Consider the following 17,817-nt stretch of genomic DNA (forward strand, 5'->3'; position numbering starts at 1 on the left):
TGCATGCTCAAGGAGATATAAAATGACCCACTCGAGTACGCGAAGACCCATTATTTTAATATTGGAGTAACAGGCGATTTTTTAATTTAAACGGAATCTTCATATATTCACAGGGAATAAATGTTAAAATAATAGAGAGATTTAAAATGGCTAATATCGAATTTACCTGTGTCGAGAGATTCTTAAAATATGTTAAATACGATACTCAATCGTCAGAAGAATCAACAACCTACCCAAGCACCGAGAAGCAAAAAATATTGGGCGCCGAGCTGGTGAAGGAACTTGTTGAAATAGGTTTAAAAGACGCTGCGATGGACGAATACGGATATGTAACCGCAACACTGGAAGCCACTACAAATAAATCAGTTCCTGTCATCGGTTTGATATCGCACATGGATACCTCGCCCGATGTATCAGGTGAAAATGTAAAACCCATCATTCATAAAAATTATCGAGGCGGCGATATTGTCCTGCCGGGAGATAATTCAATTGTAATTACAGTTGAAGAAAATCCTGATTTAAAAAATCAAATAGGGAACGACATAATAACGACAGACGGTACCACACTATTGGGTGCCGACGATAAAGCCGGGATTGCCGAGGTTTTCGACGCAATCAGCCACTTAGTAAAACATCCTGAAATCAAGCACGGAAAAATCAAAATTTGTGTAACACCCGACGAAGAAGTTGGAACAGGCACTAAATATTTTGATGTAAAGAAATTTGGCGCCGATTATGCCTACACGGTCGATGGTGAACAGCGTGGCGAAATCGAGAACGAAACTTTCTGCGCCGACTCAGTTACATTAACAATAACCGGTCGAAACATTCATCCCGGTTATGCAAAAAATAAAATGGTGAACAGCGTAAAAATTGCCGCCGAGATAATTGAAAAACTTCCCAAAGATAAACTTTCACCAGAGACTACAGAGAAGCGGGAAGGTTATGTGCATCCTCATATCATAAATGGCGGAGTTGAGCAAACTGTTATCAAATATCTGATACGCGATTTCGAAGAAAGTGAATTGAAAGAAAAAGAAAATTACATTAGAAAAATTGCTGAAGAGGTTATGGTAAAATATCCGAAAGCAAAAATGGAATTTAAAGTGGATGAATCGTACAGAAATATGCGTTATATAATAGATAAACATCCACAGGTAATGGAGTATGCAAAAGAAGCAATAAAACGTGCTGGCGTTGAACCGATATTGAATATTATACGCGGTGGTACCGATGGTGCAAGGTTATGCTTTATGGGATTGCCAACACCAAATCTTTTTGCGGGGGGGCATTCGTTCCATTCAAAGCGGGAGTGGATTAGCATACAGGATATGCAGAAAGCAGTCGATTCTATTGTTAACCTTGTTCAGGTTTGGGAAGAAAAAAGTTAATTGTGCCAATTATCACATTAGAATTTAGAACCCATTTGCTGATTTTAGAAGAAAAAGAACGTTCCCGATTGTTTGCTGCCAGTTTTAGGTTGTAACAGATATAGAAAATATTTAAATTATACAAAAATTCGAATGCAAATTTCATAATATGTTGCTAAAAAAATCTCTAACAAAAATATTATTTACCCTGACACTTGCTACTCTTTTATTTTATCCCCCTTCGCTTTATTCTCAGGAAGCAACTCAAGATTTATATTTAATCTTAAACAAAGCTTACGAAGCAATTAACACCAACCCACAGGAAGCCATCTCATTATTTCAACAAGCATCATTGATTGATCCTACCAACGTCCGAATCAAAAAACAATTGGGTTATCTTTTTTTAGAGCAAGATAAAAAGAACGAAGCCATTGAACAGTTTGTTGCTGCTGACCGATTGACTCCATCCGATACAATCAAACTTCAGTTAGCATACTTATATAATTCTTTACAACAAAATGATGAGGCGCTTGTTTATTTCAGACAGTTAGAACAGTCAGACGATCCTGATATCAGAGAAAAATCGCAAGCCGCATTAATAGTTTTAGGCACTGATGAGGGATTACAAAAACACCCTTGGTGGGGCGAGGTTTACGCATCGCCTTATTATGATTCACGATTCGAAAGCATTTTTAGTTTTATACAAGTTCGCGAAGGTTATTCGATTGTTAGTAATAAGTTGGTTTCGGTGTATGGAAGTTTGGAAGTTTCGGGCGATACGAAATCGAAAAGCGGCAATACAGAACAGCCGCCAATTATTTTTTCAGATAATGCGGCGATAGTCGGATTAGGTTTAGTGTCGAATCCTTTAGCCGGTCTGAGAATATTTTTCCAAGGAGGTATCGGAATCGATTTGATAAAAAAAGGAAACTCATCTCGTGTGAAGAAAGATTTTCGTGCATTGATAACTTATGGCAATGGATTATATCCGGAAATTTCTACACCGGCTACGCTGCGATTTGGCTTTAAACCATTTGCGGATGTTTATGGTTCTTTCGGATATTATTTAAGATATTCAAATCTCATCGGTTTTAGTGCAGGGAAAGCAGGCGGCAGGATCGTCGAATGGAAAAAAAGCGCTCTCGATTTATACGCACGATTAGATATCGCACGTGATACGAAAAAGGAATTTTATAATAATTTGGTTGAGTGGGGAGGAGGGGTTCGCATAATTCCGCACCATACATTTGGCTTAAGTTTCCTTGCCGAATTCCACAGAGGTGCATACTGGAAAGTTGGTAACGAACCAATTCCGTATCCTTTGTATTACAATTCATACAGGTTATTCATAATTTTTGGGCGTTCGTTATGATTGATCTGATAATTTCGTTTTTCAGTTCAACATACGATTATTTATATATCTGTACTTTTGTCGTAGCAGTATTTCTATTACTCAGTGCGATAGATGATATCTTTGTAGATTTATATTATTGGTTCCATAGTTTTTTTGACAAGAAAAAATTTAAAAAATACCGCTATACTAAACCAGAAGAGATAGAGGGATTAGAGGAAAAGCATATTGCCATTTTTGTGCCCGCCTGGCACGAAGCAGATGTAATCGACAAGATGCTGATGAACGCATGCCGGACTATTCAATATACCAATTACGATTTTTTTGTAGGCGTTTACCCGAACGACCCCGATACAATAAAAAAAGTTGAAGAAGTAAGTGCGATATTTCCGAATGTGCATGCTATTGTAACTGAGAGGCCCGGACCGACCACGAAAGCCGATAACTTGAATCAAGTATTTCAAGGACTTATTAAATACGAAAACGTTTCAGGCAAACGCTACGATATTATTATTGGACACGATGCCGAGGATATTATCCATCCGATGTCGTTAAAATTACATAATTACTTTATCCCAGAATATGACATGGTTCAGGTGCCGGTTTTTCCGCTTCATGTTGAACATGCAAACATTATCCACTGGACTTATGCTGATGAATTTGCAGAAAATCATACGAAGGACTTAGTAGCCCGCGCTCATTTCAGTGGATTTGTACCTTCAGCCGGTGTGGGAACTGCCTATAACCGATGGCTGCTCGAATTCGTAGGAACATCGTTTGCAAAAAATATTTTTAGAGCTGCATCCCTTACCGAAGATTATGATATTGCTCTGCGTCTCGCACTCGGTCGTGCTAATTTATTATACGTTTACAAGCCTTTCGGAATTGATGTATCAACCCGGGCATATTTTCCACACTCACTGCGAGCAGCAGTCCGGCAAAGAGCACGTTGGTTAACAGGTATTTGTCTTGAATCATGGAGAAATGTTGGATGGGTCGGCGATGCTAAGTTCAGATTCACGCTCTATCGCGATCGCAAAGCTGTAATCACAAATTCGGTTAATTTTTTTGCTTATGTGGTCGTTTTCTATTTATTATTTTACGAATCAGCCCGTTGGGGTTTTGCAGCGGGGGCGCTACTTTCACCGATAGTTGTTAAAGGTACTTTACTCTGGGATTTGGTAGTAATTGATACTATGTTAATGTTATGGCGGCTTGCTCACCGTTTTATCACAACAAAACGCGTGTATGGTTTATGGGCGGCAACTTTGAGTATCATTCGCGTACCGCTGTCGAATATTATCAATTTTTCAGCTACTGCAAGGGCTTTGTATCTTTTTACAAAATCGGTTTTAAGAGGTAAACCTCTGAAGTGGGATAAAACTGCGCACACATTCCCACAAACCGAACATTCACCTCCTTCGGCTGAGCACGATTGATTTGTTATCAAATTTTTTTGTAAATTAATGATAAAGAAGGAAACTATTTATGGCTAAAACAAAAATATTATATGTAGATGATGAAGAGGCATTAAGAATATTAGTTAAGAGCCAACTTGTATTAGAGGGCTTTGATGTTGAAACTGCTGACGACGGCGACACAGCTTTAGAAATGTTGAAGAATAATAAATACGATTTGCTTCTATTAGATATTCGAATGCCGCGTGTTGACGGAGTTGAAGTGTTAAAAACTTTAAAACAATCCGGTTCGCAAATCCGCATCATCATGCTTACTGCTGTTACTGAATTGAACAGCGCTATCGATGCCATAAAATTAGGGGCGAACGATTATATCACAAAGCCATACGATATCGAAGACCTCTTGGGTTGTATCACTCGTGTGTTATCGCGATGACGCGTAATCTGTATTCGATATTTTTTATTTTATTTCCATTTCCTTTTCGTCTGAATTTCCGCGTACTTCGGGATAATACATCAGCGATCCGACCGCAGGCATAACGTGATATTGACCGGGAATTTCAGCCCGTGCAATATACGAATAAGTGTGAATGCCGCTGCTGATGTTACGTGCAAAAAAAGCTGCCTTCTCATCTTTGATTTCACGCCACCACATCCAATCACCACGAACAATTTTCTCAAAACCCTCTCCACCCGTAATTTTATATCCACTCGCATCCTTGTTAACATCAACTAATTACGGAGCTGCCAAAATAATATTTTGCTTCGCTCGTGTCCGTAATTGCTTCACCTTTTGAATACTGTTTTTTATACTCCTAAACTTCGAATACTGCGGTAGTCGAAGCTCCTTCAATATCTGTTTGAATGTTGTAAACTCCGACTTACAATTCCTTTAAAAAATACTTCCTGATTCGGGCGATAAACCGGACGGTTGGTGTAAGTATAAATTACCATCCTTCTCTCCAATTACAATAAGATGCCGACTCGTCTTTAGTCGAATTTCCTTCGGCAAGCTTTTCGTTTAATTGATAAATAACTGAAGTTACGCAGAATTGACTTTTTGTCATGTTGAGCGAAGCGAAACATCTAAAAATAGCCTGAATTTGAGGTTTCAGATTCTTCACTTCGTTCAGAATGACTCTTTTGCGTAACTTCAGTAAATAATGTATTTCATTTTCAACCCCTGTAATTAATGTGGTGGCTTTTGTTCCAGAGATTCGCTTATGTCCGGAAATTTACTTCCTTTTCCAGCTTACACCCTCTTTTTTATCTTCGACAGTTATACCGATTTTACTCAAACCGTCTCTTATTTTATCCGAGAGCTGCCAGAGTTTTTGCGACCGGATTTCAGCACGCAGTTCGAGTATCAGGTTCACTAAATCGCTCTCAATCGAGACTTTCGCTTCAGTCTGGAAAGTTTCAGGAATTATTCCCAAAATAATTCCACCAAGTTTGTTGAATAACTGATGAGCTTTTTGCAGGTCGGCTGCTGTCATTTTTCCTTCAGCGAGATTGGCATTTATCTCACGGCTAAAATCAAATAATACAGCAATTGCCTGTGGCGTGTTAAAGTCGTCATCCATTGCCTCTAAAAATTTTCCTTTGAAACCATCGAAGTCAATATTAGTTTCGTTTCCCTTTGCTTTAGGTAGTTCATCTTTGATATTCCGGACTGTGTTATGAAGTTTATCAAGTCCCTTCTCAGCACCTTTTAGAGCTTCGTCGCTGAAATCGAGCGTGGATCTGTAATGACTTTGCAAGATAAAGAAGCGCACAACCAGAGGATGATATTTTTTGAAAGCATCTTTCAGGTTTATAACATTCCCGAGCGATTTTCCCATCTTCTGTCCATTCACAGTTACCATATTGTTGTGAATCCAATATCGCACGAAAGGTTTTCCGGTTACTGCCTCGCTTTGGGCAATCTCGCATTCGTGATGAGGGAATTGGTTTTCCAAACCACCACCGTGAATATCAAACGGCTGCCCCAAATATTTTGTTGACATAGCCGAGCATTCGAGATGCCATCCCGGATAACCTTTGCCCCACGGACTTTCCCATTGCATAATGTGTTCGGGTTCAGCTTTTTTCCACAGTGCAAAATCAGCCGGATGGTGTTTTTCAGGACTCACATCAACTCGTGCACCTGCAATCAATTCTTCCACCGATCTGCCTGAAAGTTTTCCGTATTCCGAAAACATTGAAACATCAAAATAAACCGAGCCATTAACTTCGTATGCAAATCCTTTTGACAGCAACTCTTTTACAATTTCGATCTGCTCAATTATATGTCCGCTTGCAATCGGACTAATATCAGGTCGCTGCACTCCGAGTGCATCCATATCTTCGAAATAACTTTGCGTGTATTTCTGCACAATTTCCATCGGATGAACTTTATCTATACGCGACTGTTTCTGGATTTTATCTTCACCCTCGTCGGCATCGTCTGTTAAATGACCAACATCTGTTATGTTCTGGATGTATAAAACTTTGTATCCGACAAATCGCAAGTAACGAACAATTACATCGAACGAAACATAACTTTTTGCGTGGCCAATATGCGAATGTCCGTAAACAGTTGGTCCGCAAACATAAATGCCGACTCTACCTTCATGTATCGGTTTGAATTCTTCTTTATGACGAGAAAGTGTGTTGTGGATTTTTATGGGCATAAATTTTTGTGTTTAATTTTAATTATCATCGAGCAATGCTTCGAAGATTATGAGTAAACGCTTATAAATCAGGTAACGAATTATCAAAAAGAAAGATTGTAAAAACGCAGCTAAAAACACTAAAATTATGAGGGACGGAACCCAATAAAATCCCTGATTTATGAAATCGTCCCATGGTTTAACAATAAGTGTTGCTAAAAAATAGCTGAAAATGATAAGCCCAGTCCATGCACCAAGGTAGCTGGTTCTTGAATTGATTTGCTTAATTTTTTGTAATTCTTTAATTAAATTAATTCTGTTTTCGGGTTTCATTATTTCTCCGTTTTCTTTTTATGGTAATCGACGCTCGTTACTGTATGAACACCTCCGCGCACTTTATAATCGGCGATCACTTGCATCCACTTTGGTTTGCACGATGCAACCAAATCTCCAAGTATCCGGTTTATAGCATGCTCTTGATAAATGCCGACGTTTCGATACGACATCAAATAATATTTGAGTGAACGCAGTTCGATGCAAAGTTTATCCGGAATGTAATTGATTCTGATTACTGCAAAATCGGGCAAACCGGAGAACGGACATACTGCCGTGAATTCATCCGTGTCGATGTTAATTGTTAAATCCTTACCCGGATATTCATAAGGAAATGTATCAAGAACTTCTACATCAATCGTTTCAAGCGGTTGAGTATCGTAACGGCGGTCGAGCGGTTGAGGTTGTTCTGTTTGTTTTTTCTTCATAAAAGTTAAGTGTTTATTTATTTTGATATGCCATTCCTTTTAAGAGTGTAATTCGTTTTGAGAGGGGAGGATGAGTAGCGAGTAAATCTGCCAAAAATCCTTCCTTGACATTTGCTTTCAGTCCTAACGGATCGACAATACAAAGATGAGCCGAACCGCGTTTAATAGATTGAGTTGGAGCAGAAGAGTTTTCAATTTTTTCCAACGCAGAAGCTAATGCTAACGGGTTTCGTGTAAATTCGCCGGCAGTTGCATCGGCATAATATTCACGCTGCCTCGATACAGCCATAGCTAATAAACGGCTCAAGATTGGTGCGAGGATAATCCCGATTATCCATACAATCATTAAAATTAAAGCAATCGGTCCGCCCCCGCCGCTTTTCGAGCTTTTCTTATTTCCCCGACTCATACCGCCAAATCTCAAACCTCTGACTGCGAATTCAGATAACAAAGCAATTGCACCGATTAATGCAGCAATAATAGTCATCAAGCGGATATCGAAATTCCGGATATGCGCCATCTCGTGAGCTATTACTCCTTGCAGTTCTTCACGATTTAATTTGTCGAGTAATCCTTGCGTAACAGCAATGTATGAGTTGTCCGGATTTTTTCCGGTGGCGAATGCATTCGGGTCAGCGTCCGGAATTACAAATAATTTGGGCGCAGGCAACCCCGATGCAATCTTCATTTCATCTACAACATTTCGGAGAGTTTGAAATTTAGGATCGTTTTCAGGAACGGGATACGCCCCCGCAGATGTTAATACGGCTTTGGCTCCACTCTGAAATCCGTATAACGAAAAGATAAAGCCAAACATAAAAGCTGCAATTGTTGCAAATGGTAATCCGTAGCTATCGGAAAATATTCCAAGCGGATCATTTCCAAAGTAAAACAGGTCGAAACCATATCCTAAAAAAACAAAGAACAAAATAAATATCAGCATAATAAAAATAGTACGTCGTTTATTACTTGCCTGCTGTTCGTAAATATTTGGAAATAAATTTGTAGCCATCGGTTACTTCTTTAATGATAAATCGACTTGAGGCACTGCACGTTCTGTTTCTGATGTAACTTCAAACAATTCAGCTTTTTTAAAATTAAAGACGTTAGCAATTATATTAGTCGGAAATACTTCCCGCGCAATATTGAATTTCATCGCAATGTCGTTGTAAAACTGGCGGGCAAAACTAACTTTGTTTTCTGTGCTTGTTAATTCTTCCTGAAGCTGCATTACGTTCTCGTTCGCTTTCAGGTTTGGGTAGTTTTCGAACAATGCAAACAAACGGGTCAACACAGAACTAAGTTCACCTTCTTTGAGTGCCGAATCTTTTACACCAGTAGCATTCACAGCAGCATTGCGGGCTTCGATAACTTTTGTGAGTGTTTCTTTCTCATACTCCATATAGCCCTTAACCGTGTTTACTAAATTTGGAATCAAATCGTGGCGGCGTTTTAGCTGCACGTCGATTTGTTTCCAACCGTTCTCAACCTGATTGCGGAGAGTAACCAGCAAGTTATATTTCACAATCACCCAGCCTGCAACCACAACGACGAAAATAACTAAAATTAATAATTCCATTTTATTTTTCCTTTGTAATTAGAATTTGTATGAAATTAATCAATAATTTAAATAATTGCAATTGCTTGACTTTAATTAATTACTCTACTATATTATTTGTGGATTTTAGGTTTTGTGTTAAATTTTAACGATTAAGAATGATTTCAACAACTAATATCAATCAAAAACAGGAAGCGAGTACATTCCAAGCTATGCATTTTTTACGAAACGTTCCTATATTTTCTGATATTGAAGAAAATGAAATTTTGCAGATCGCTCGTGTTGGTGTCCGAAAAAAATACAAACGTGCCAGTATGATACTGCTCGAAGATGAAGTCGGAGCTGCACTTTTTGTAATCATATCTGGAAAAGTGAAAGTAATACGAAGCGACGAGGATGGCAGAGAAGTTATTTTATCAATTTTAGGTGAGAATGATTTCTTCGGCGAGATGGCTATTCTCGATGGGTTATCCCGATCGGCGAGTGTGGTTGCAATAACAAAAGCGGAGTTGTTTATGATACATCGCCGCGATTTCTTGAACCTTCTCAACGAGTATCCTGCCGTTGCTATCTCGTTACTGAAAGAATTAACAATGCGATTGCGGAAAGCCGATACACAAATTAAAAGTCTTTCGCTCAAAGATGCAGCGGGGCGTGTCGCAAACGTTATCCTGCAACTCGCAGACGATATCGGCAAAATACGAAAAGGTCGCGTCGAGATCGATCAACTCCCTCTGCAAATGGATTTAGCAAATATGGCTGGAACATCTCGCGAAACAATTTCACGGATGGTGCATGTGTTTATTCGCAAAGGTCATATTGACTTACAGGGTAACAAACTTATAATTAACGATTACGAAAAATTTAAGAGTTTATACTTGTAAAAATTTATTGGACCGGGGGGAAAATGAACAATACGGTTATAGCTCAAGCGAGCAGCGATTTACATTTGCATACATCAAATTCCGACGGTAAATTTACATCTCAGGAATTGCTGGAAAAAGTAAATAAAGTCGGTTTGAAATGTATTAGTATAGTTGACCATGATACAATAAACGGTATCGATGAAGCTGTAAATTTAGGAAAAAAAATGGATATTGAGGTAATTCCCGGTGTCGAGTTAAGTACAACACTCGGTGGTATGGATGTTCATATTATAGGTTACTTTATAGATTATAAAAATGAAATTTTACTTAAACATTTGAATATCTTCAGAGAAGAAAGACTGAAACGGGCAAAACGTATCGTTGATAAATTGCACAGGCTGAAAGTTCCATTAGATTATGAATCAGTTTTAGCGCAGGCACAAAATGCAGCATTAGGGCGTCCGCATATCGCAAATGCGATGGTCGAGAATGGTTTCGTTAGCAGTTATCAAGAGGCATTCAATCAGTATATCAGGAACGGCGGTCCTGCTTATGAAGCTAAATATAATTTTTCGCCGAAGCAAGCAATTTCGCTTATTAACAAATGTGGTGGTGTGTCATTTATAGCACATCCCGGTTGTTATTTGAATGATGATGCTATCTCTGAACTGATCAAAATGGAAATTGATGGCATCGAGACAGTTCATCCGGGTCATACTCCTCAAACTACCGAATCTCTAAAAAAGATTGCTAACACATATTTTTTATTAGAGAGCGGCGGCTCCGATTTCCACGGCGGCTTACGCGACGATGAAGATGCTTTTGGGAAATACACAATACCTTACAAATTTGTTAGTGCAATGAAGCGAAGATTATTTTGGTATTAGACATAAAAAATATAAGGTAATTAAACAATGCAAATATTAAGTGGTAATTTAACAGCAAAAGGACTCAAGGTTGCCTTGGTAGTCAGCCGATTTAACGATTTTATTACAAAAAGATTATTAGACGGCGCCATAGATTGTTTAGAGCGACATGAAGCTGATAATGAAAACATATCGGTCATTTATTGCCCCGGCGCTTTTGAAATTCCGCAAACGACACAACAGATTATAAACTCGGGTAAGTACGATGCAGTAGTTTGTGTTGGTTGTGTGATCCGTGGTGAAACACCCCACTTCGATTACATAGCCTCCGAGGTTACGAAAGGGGTGGCCCACATCGGGTTAAACTCAGAGATTCCTGTTACATTAGGAGTGCTTACCGCCGACAATTTAGAACAGGCAATCGAAAGGGCTGGTACCAAAAGCGGAAATAAAGGTTGGGATGCCGCTTTAAGTGCAATTGAACTTGCCAATTTATTTAAATCTTTCATTAAAAAAAGAAAATAATTTAAAGTGCAATTTTTCTTTCTCTTATTTTTAACTTTGAGTTTTACAATTTCCGGCTTCGGAGGTATCGGTGATTGGAAAACCTATACATCCCATAAACAAATCCGTTCGATATTCAAACAAAACAATTTGATTTGGGCTGCAACAAGCGGAGGCGTATTCAATTACAATTTTACCGACAGCAGCTATAAAATATTTACTACCCTCGACGGATTAAAAAACACCGATATAACTTCTATAGTCGCCGACAAATCGGGTTCAATCTGGATCGGATCTTCGAACGGTTATATCCATAATTTCAATCCTCAAAAATCAAAGTGGGTTTACTATAACGACATTTACTTTACAAATGCCACAGAAAAGAGAATTAATAATTTTTCGGTTTACGGCGACTCATTATTTATTTGTACACCTATCGGAGTTCATGTTTTATCAATTCTAAAGAGTGAGTTCGGCGATTCATACACAAAATTTGGCTTGGATAACCAAATCACTGGCAAAGTTAATTCTGTACTAATCCAAAACGATACTATTTGGGTTGCCACAAATGATGGAGTGGCATCGGCTTGGCGACGACATCCGAATTTAGCCGCGCCTCAATCGTGGAGTGTTTACAAAACTCCGCAAGGTCTACCTTCAAATCGAACCAGTACGATTTTATTACATAATGGGAAAATTTTTGCAGCAACTTCAAACGGGCTATCTTACCTCGAAGAAAATATATGGCGTCCAGTAAATTCTACATCGGGCAAAAATATTGTGGCTGCTTTTTCTTCGGCTGACAATTTATATTTTATCACACAATACGAATTATATAAATTCAGTAACGACGAAGTTACTCTAATCGAAAACCAATTTCCATCACTACTTGCTTCATTAATTGTTAACGACACTCAAATTTTTGTCGGAACTACAAATCACGGGGTTCAGCTTTTACAAAACAGCTCACTAAAAAGTATTATCCCTGCGGGACCACCTACAAATAATTTAATTGGATTAGCTATTGATGAACAAAACAATCTGTGGGCTGGAACCGGTACTTCAAACGGGCAAGGTTTTGTCCGCTTTGATGGTAAAATTTGGCACCATTATCACGAGGAAAAATATCCTGTATTGTTCAACCCAAATTATTATCGTGTTGATATCGGTTATAATAACACTAAATGGGTTAGCGGTTGGGGCCATGGTGTGGCATTATTGGGTAACGATAATCAAATTATAAAAGTATTCAATACAACTAACGGTTTACCTCCAACTTTCGTCAACAATCCTACGTATGTAGTTATAGCAGGAGTTGCCACTGATCCAGATGGAAATGCCTGGATTAATGTCCGAACCGGCAGAGGCGATACTCTTCTTGCAGTATATCGAAAAGATTCAACTTTTTCTTATATCAAAACACCCTCTTCTTCTTTTTCATTTATATCTACCGGAATAACAATTGATCAGAACCGAACAAAATGGCTATATACTGAAATTAACGGAGGCGGATTGTTTTTCTACTGCGACTCAGGTGTAGTTCGTGGCACTCTTCCCAACTCGAACTGGGGTAAAATTACAAAAGCAAATGGTTTATCGAGCGATAATATTTCGGTTGTGGATGTTGATAACGACGGTGAAATTTGGGCTGGCACTACTGATGCCGGAATTAATATTATCTACGATGCCCGAAATCCTCTCAATCGAATTGCTCCTTACAATCCGCTTCGAGGTCAAAAAATTAACGATATACTTGTCGATCCAACTAACCAAAAGTGGGTTGCAACTCCTCAAGGAGTTTTCGTCCTGAATCAAGACGGAACTACGATTACTGCTCAATACACATTTGAATCGACAAACGGAAAACTGCTCGATAACAATGTGCAATCACTCGTGATGAACAGAAAAAACGGAACCGTTTACTTCGGAACTGAAAAAGGCATGTCGGCATTACAGACTGCAGCAGCTACACCGGTTCAAACAATGGAACAGATTATTATTTCACCGAATCCCTTTGAAATTCCCTCATCATCTATGGTTACGTTCGATGGGTTAGTTGCAAATTCTTCTATAAAAATTTTAACAATTGACGGAACACTGTTAAGAGAATTAACTACACCAGGGGGCAGAGTTGGCATTTGGGATGGAAGAGATTCAAACGGCGAACTTGTTTCGACAGGTATATACATAGTGGTTGCATATAACGACGATGGTTCAGAGGTAGGACTCGGAAAAATTGTCGTAGTGAAAAAATAGTTTCACTATGGATATCGGCAATATTGTAACTGCGGTAATAATCAACTATCAAACTCCCGATTTAACGCAACAGGCTGTTGCTACATTCCGGAAATTTTATCCTGATTTGCAGTTAATTCTCATCGACAACGGTTCTGGCGACGAGTCAGCAAATATTTTAACAGATATACGAAACTCACAACCTGCTACAACAAAATTAGTAATCAATAAAACCAACATCCACCACGGACCAGCAATGCACGATGCAATAAATTTATGCAGCACCGATTTGGTTTTATTCATCGACTCAGATTGTGAAGTGCTGCGTGGCGGCTTTGTTGAAGCGATGATAGAACTGATCGAACAGGATATGCAAAATTATGCAATTGGGAAATTGGAAATTCTGAACAAACGGGGTTTTCTGGTAAAGCCAAATCAGACAGGCATCCGATATATCAGACCGATATGTATGATGATTCGTAAATCGCTTTATAGCATATTGCCCCCGTTTCAATTACACGGTGCACCTTGTCTTGCTAATATGAAAATAGCTGCTGTTCGAAATTTCTGTTTGATTGATTTTGATATTCACAAATTCATCTTCCATAAAGGCAGGGGAACCGCTTCGAAATTTGGATACGGCTTGGGAATAGGTGGAAAGGTTAATTACATACTAAATAAATTAAATTTGTAGGCGTTTGCATCAAACTACTTTTTGTTGTAGATTTAACACACTTAAAATGCTGCCAGGTTAAAAAGCCTGGCTTTTTTTACAATTTGAGTTGTAATAATGTTTGATGATTTAACACTAAAATTAGAGTCGGTTTTTAAAAAACTCCGCGGCTACGGAAAAATTTCGGAAAGTAACATCGCCGATTCGATGCGTGAAGTCCGTCGTGTTTTACTCGATTCCGATGTGAATTACAAAGTCGTTAAACAATTCGCCGAAGATGTTCAGAAGCGGGCTCTCGGTCAGGAAGTTATTGCAAGTATAAATCCCGGACAGCTAATAATAAAAATTATCCACAATGAGTTGGTAAAATTATTAGGTGAAACGAGGCAGGATATAAAATATTCGGTAATGCCTCCGACTGTCATAATGGTAGCCGGGCTTCAAGGATCGGGTAAAACTACGTTTTGCGCCAAACTTGCCAATCACTTAAAAAAGAAAGGCAACTTTCCGATGCTTGCAGCAGCCGATATTTACCGCCCCGCGGCTATCGATCAGTTGCTGATGTTAGGAAAACAAATTGATATTCCCGTTCATTACGACAGGAATAAAAATGCAGTTGAAATTGCTGTTGATTCAATTGACCATGCACGTAAATCGGCACGCGATGTTGTTATCATCGATACAGCGGGCAGACTTCACATCGACGACCAGATGATGAAGGAAGTTGAAACTATCAAGTCGCGTGTTAATCCGAACGAGATTCTTTTTGTTGTCGATTCGATGACAGGACAGGATGCAGTGAACACAGCGAAAGCTTTTCACGATCGATTGAATTTCGATGGTGTTGTTCTTACAAAATTAGATGGCGATACGCGAGGTGGTGCGGCTCTTTCGATTCGCTCAGTTGTAAACAAGCCGATTAAATTTGTTGGCGTAGGTGAAAAATTAGATGCACTCGAACCGTTTCATCCCGACCGGATGGCATCGCGCATCCTCGGTATGGGCGATATAGTTACGTTCGTAGAAAAAGCTCAACTTGAATACGACCAAGAGAAAGCACAGAAATTAGAAGAACGGTTACGTAAGTCGCAATTTACTCTTGAAGATTTTTTAGAACAACTTCAAGAAGTTAAAAAAATGGGTCCGATATCTCAGGTGCTGAGTATGATTCCGGGCTTGAATAAACTTCCGGCTGATACTGAGATTGATAATAAATCGCTTGTAAGAGTTGAAGCGGTAATACAATCGATGACAAAAGCTGAGCGTTCAAATCCGAACGTTATCAACGGCACCCGAAGGCGCCGGATAGCTACCGGCAGCGGCACATCGGTGCAAGAAGTAAATAGAGTTATGAAACAATTTTTTGAAATGCAGAAGATGATGAAGATGTTTTCGAGAGGTAAAATGCCAAAACATTTTCGCGGTTTAAAACTGCCTACTGCATAATAATGCAAAATTTATTTTTTTTTTATATATTAACATAAAACTGATAGGAGTCTAAATTTGGTCAAAATACGCTTAGCCCGCATGGGAAAGAAAAAGCAGCCGATTTATAAAATTGTTGCTGCCGATTCGAGATCACCCCGTGATGGACGTTTTCTTGAAGCAGTCGGAATATACGATCCCCGTTCAACACCGTCGAAGGTAGAAATAAAGGAAAATGTTTTGTTCAAGTGGTTGAAACGTGGCGCACAGCCAACAGAAACTGTACACAGTTTAATAAAACGCGAAGGTTTTCTGATAAAGTGGCGATTAATGAAAAAAAATGCTGACGACGCTACTATAGCTGCTGAGATGGAAAAATTTCAGATGGTAAAAACCGAGAAAGAACGTCACAAAGCCGAAAGAAAACTTCGTGTTAAAGCTGCACATAAAAAGAAAGCAGCCAGCGAAGTTGCCAGTAGCTCAACAGCTACTCCCTAAGCATTGATTCGTGTTCCGACTCGATGCAGGACGATGATAATCCATAAGTTTAATAATTCACAACGCACTTATAATTGTTAAAAGGAGCTAATCATGAAGGAATTCATCGAATTCATTGCAAAAAATCTTGTCGATAAACCGGAAGAAGTTTCTATCACCGAAGAACTGAGAGAAAGCAAAACTGTTTTCAAACTAAAAGTAGGTGAAAGCGACATTGGAAAAGTTATCGGCAAACAAGGAAAAACTGCTCAAGCTATGCGTACCCTCTTAAGCGCCGTCAGCGCCAAAGAAGGTAAACGGGTTATTCTTGAAATAGTCGATTAATTATTAAACAGTTCATTTATACGATAAATTTTAGATTTATCGGATAAGATTTATTTATTGAAAAACATTTATTATCAAACAAATGACACTTTATGCACTAGGAAAAGTTGGAAAAACCTACGGTATTCGAGGCCAATTTAAATTCAAACCGTTCATCGAATATCGAAAACGTCTTTTAACTCTCCTGCAAGTTTATATAGGCCCCAGCGAAAAAGAAGCCGTTCCTTATGAAATGTCCGATATAAGATTCAACCGGGACGGGGTTATTATAAGACTTCGCGAAATTACCAAACGTGAGCAAGCCAAAACTTTAAACAATCAGGTTCTGTTTGTTGACGAAAAAGATGCAGTACATCCTCCCGAAGGACATTATTACATACACGATATTGTTGGTTGCACAGTAAATTATGGACGGAAAAAAATAGGAAAAATAATTGACGTTCATCGGAAACGCGAAGGTTTTTCACAGGACATTTGGGTAGTAGAAGGCGAACCGGAAATTTGGATTCCCGTATTACCTGCATTTATTAAAAGCGTAGATATAAAAAAGAAGAAAGTCGCTGTTCAGAACGCCGACCCGTTTTTACCTGAAAAATAATTTTCAGGCATTGTAATGCGGATTGATATCGTCAGCGGGCTGCCTAAAATTCTTTTAAGCCCTTTAAATAACAGCATACTTAAACGGGCAAAGAAGAGTAAGAAAGTTCAGATTCTCATACACGACTTACGTAAGTTTGCACACGATAAGCATAAAACTATCGACGATACGCCTTACGGCGGCGGTGCAGGTATGATACTAAAACCCGAACCAATTTTCGAGTGCATCGAACGGCTGACGAAGAAGCGAACTTATGACGAAATAATTTATTTAACCGCCGACGGAAAACAGTTCAATCAGATGATTGCGAATGAACTTTCTCTGAAGAAAAATATCATCTTAATCTGCGGTCATTATAAAGGAATCGACGAGAGAGTTCGTGAATCGCTTGTAACCCGCGAACTATCGATCGGCGATTATGTTTTAACAGGCGGCGAATTAGCAGCACTTGTCGTAGTCGATGCAGTTGTGCGGTTAATTCCCGGCATCATCAGCGACAGCGAATCGTTGTTAACCGATTCGTTTCAAGATGGACTTTTAGATGGACCTAATTATACAAGGCCGCCGGAGTACCGGGGTTCAAAAGTACCGGAAGTTTTGCTTTCGGGCGATCACAAAAAAATAGCAGCATGGCGTAACCAGCAACGGTTAAAGCGCACGAAAGAACGCCGCCCTGATTTGTTAAAATAGTAAATATAAACTAAATACTGGATTTTGAT

Annotated in this window: 20 protein-coding genes and 1 pseudogene; 14 read left to right on the forward strand and 7 right to left on the reverse strand. The window is 39.0% G+C overall.

All coding sequences use genetic code 11. The features are described 5' to 3' along the window. The first annotated feature begins 146 nt into the window (after window positions 1-146). From pepT to QME58_06580, 4 genes are all read left to right on the forward strand, one after another. Window positions 147-1,391 carry a peptidase T gene (gene pepT, locus QME58_06565; GenBank protein MDI6803494.1) on the forward strand — a complete coding sequence of 415 codons (1,245 nt, stop codon included), beginning with the start codon at window positions 147-149 and terminating at the stop codon, window positions 1,389-1,391. Window positions 1,392-1,539: 148 nt separating this feature from the next. Further along, window positions 1,540-2,742: a hypothetical protein gene (locus QME58_06570; GenBank protein ID MDI6803495.1), complete on the forward strand. Its 1,203-nt coding sequence runs from the start codon at window positions 1,540-1,542 to the stop codon at window positions 2,740-2,742. Beyond that, window positions 2,739-4,160, forward strand: coding sequence for a glycosyl transferase family protein (locus tag QME58_06575; protein ID MDI6803496.1), 1,422 nt, complete (start codon window positions 2,739-2,741; stop codon window positions 4,158-4,160). Before QME58_06570 ends, QME58_06575 begins: the two co-directional genes overlap by 4 nt. A gap of 49 nt (window positions 4,161-4,209) precedes the next feature. Beyond that, a complete protein-coding gene (locus QME58_06580) occupies window positions 4,210-4,575 on the forward strand; it encodes a response regulator (protein ID MDI6803497.1) in 366 nt (121 codons plus the stop codon). Window positions 4,576-4,599: 24 nt separating this feature from the next. Here QME58_06580 and QME58_06585 read toward each other — a convergent pair. The 7 genes and pseudogenes from QME58_06585 to QME58_06615 form a co-directional block, all read right to left on the reverse strand. Further along, window positions 4,600-4,851: pseudogene (locus QME58_06585) on the reverse strand (hypothetical protein). A 235-nt stretch (window positions 4,852-5,086) separates the two neighbouring features. Then, window positions 5,087-5,263, reverse strand: coding sequence for a hypothetical protein (locus tag QME58_06590; GenBank protein ID MDI6803498.1), 177 nt, complete (start codon window positions 5,261-5,263; stop codon window positions 5,087-5,089). A gap of 111 nt (window positions 5,264-5,374) precedes the next feature. Further along, window positions 5,375-6,811: a cysteine--tRNA ligase gene (gene cysS, locus QME58_06595; protein ID MDI6803499.1), complete on the reverse strand. Its 1,437-nt coding sequence runs from the start codon at window positions 6,809-6,811 to the stop codon at window positions 5,375-5,377. 18 nt (window positions 6,812-6,829) lie between these two features. Beyond that, window positions 6,830-7,123 (reverse strand): hypothetical protein, encoded by a 294-nt coding sequence (locus QME58_06600; protein MDI6803500.1) that lies wholly within the window; start codon window positions 7,121-7,123, stop codon window positions 6,830-6,832. Then, window positions 7,123-7,551 (reverse strand): preQ(1) synthase, encoded by a 429-nt coding sequence (gene queF / locus QME58_06605; protein MDI6803501.1) that lies wholly within the window; start codon window positions 7,549-7,551, stop codon window positions 7,123-7,125. Before queF ends, QME58_06600 begins: the two co-directional genes overlap by 1 nt. 13 nt (window positions 7,552-7,564) lie before the next feature. Next, a complete protein-coding gene (locus QME58_06610; GenBank protein MDI6803502.1) occupies window positions 7,565-8,563 on the reverse strand; it encodes a M48 family metalloprotease in 999 nt (332 codons plus the stop codon). A gap of 3 nt (window positions 8,564-8,566) precedes the next feature. Continuing rightward, window positions 8,567-9,130 carry a LemA family protein gene (locus tag QME58_06615; protein ID MDI6803503.1) on the reverse strand — a complete coding sequence of 188 codons (564 nt, stop codon included), beginning with the start codon at window positions 9,128-9,130 and terminating at the stop codon, window positions 8,567-8,569. Window positions 9,131-9,267: 137 nt separating this feature from the next. On the opposite strand from QME58_06615, the gene QME58_06620 reads away from it, so the two are divergent. From QME58_06620 to trmD, 10 genes are all read left to right on the forward strand, one after another. Further along, entirely contained in the window at window positions 9,268-9,993 is a 726-nt protein-coding gene (locus QME58_06620; protein MDI6803504.1) for a Crp/Fnr family transcriptional regulator, read from the forward strand. A 23-nt stretch (window positions 9,994-10,016) separates the two neighbouring features. Next, window positions 10,017-10,862, forward strand: coding sequence for a PHP domain-containing protein (locus QME58_06625; GenBank protein ID MDI6803505.1), 846 nt, complete (start codon window positions 10,017-10,019; stop codon window positions 10,860-10,862). A 27-nt stretch (window positions 10,863-10,889) separates the two neighbouring features. Then, entirely contained in the window at window positions 10,890-11,366 is a 477-nt protein-coding gene (ribE, locus tag QME58_06630) for a 6,7-dimethyl-8-ribityllumazine synthase (protein ID MDI6803506.1), read from the forward strand. Window positions 11,367-11,372: 6 nt separating this feature from the next. Beyond that, window positions 11,373-13,601, forward strand: coding sequence for a two-component regulator propeller domain-containing protein (locus tag QME58_06635; GenBank protein ID MDI6803507.1), 2,229 nt, complete (start codon window positions 11,373-11,375; stop codon window positions 13,599-13,601). Window positions 13,602-13,608: 7 nt separating this feature from the next. After that, window positions 13,609-14,274, forward strand: a complete 666-nt coding sequence (locus QME58_06640) for a glycosyltransferase (GenBank protein MDI6803508.1) — start codon at window positions 13,609-13,611, stop codon at window positions 14,272-14,274. Window positions 14,275-14,370: 96 nt separating this feature from the next. Next, window positions 14,371-15,699, forward strand: coding sequence for a signal recognition particle protein (gene ffh / locus QME58_06645; GenBank protein MDI6803509.1), 1,329 nt, complete (start codon window positions 14,371-14,373; stop codon window positions 15,697-15,699). A gap of 57 nt (window positions 15,700-15,756) precedes the next feature. After that, window positions 15,757-16,176 (forward strand): 30S ribosomal protein S16, encoded by a 420-nt coding sequence (gene rpsP, locus QME58_06650; GenBank protein MDI6803510.1) that lies wholly within the window; start codon window positions 15,757-15,759, stop codon window positions 16,174-16,176. A gap of 93 nt (window positions 16,177-16,269) precedes the next feature. Continuing rightward, window positions 16,270-16,500, forward strand: coding sequence for a KH domain-containing protein (locus tag QME58_06655; protein MDI6803511.1), 231 nt, complete (start codon window positions 16,270-16,272; stop codon window positions 16,498-16,500). Window positions 16,501-16,582: 82 nt separating this feature from the next. Next, complete coding sequence (rimM, locus tag QME58_06660) at window positions 16,583-17,098, forward strand: ribosome maturation factor RimM (protein ID MDI6803512.1); 516 nt, start codon at window positions 16,583-16,585, stop codon at window positions 17,096-17,098. 15 nt (window positions 17,099-17,113) lie between these two features. After that, entirely contained in the window at window positions 17,114-17,788 is a 675-nt protein-coding gene (gene trmD / locus QME58_06665) for a tRNA (guanosine(37)-N1)-methyltransferase TrmD (protein ID MDI6803513.1), read from the forward strand. Window positions 17,789-17,817 lie beyond the last annotated feature (29 nt).

This window comes from Bacteroidota bacterium, from assembly GCA_030017895.1.
Taxonomy (GTDB): domain Bacteria; phylum Bacteroidota; class Ignavibacteria; order UBA10030; family BY39; genus JASEGV01.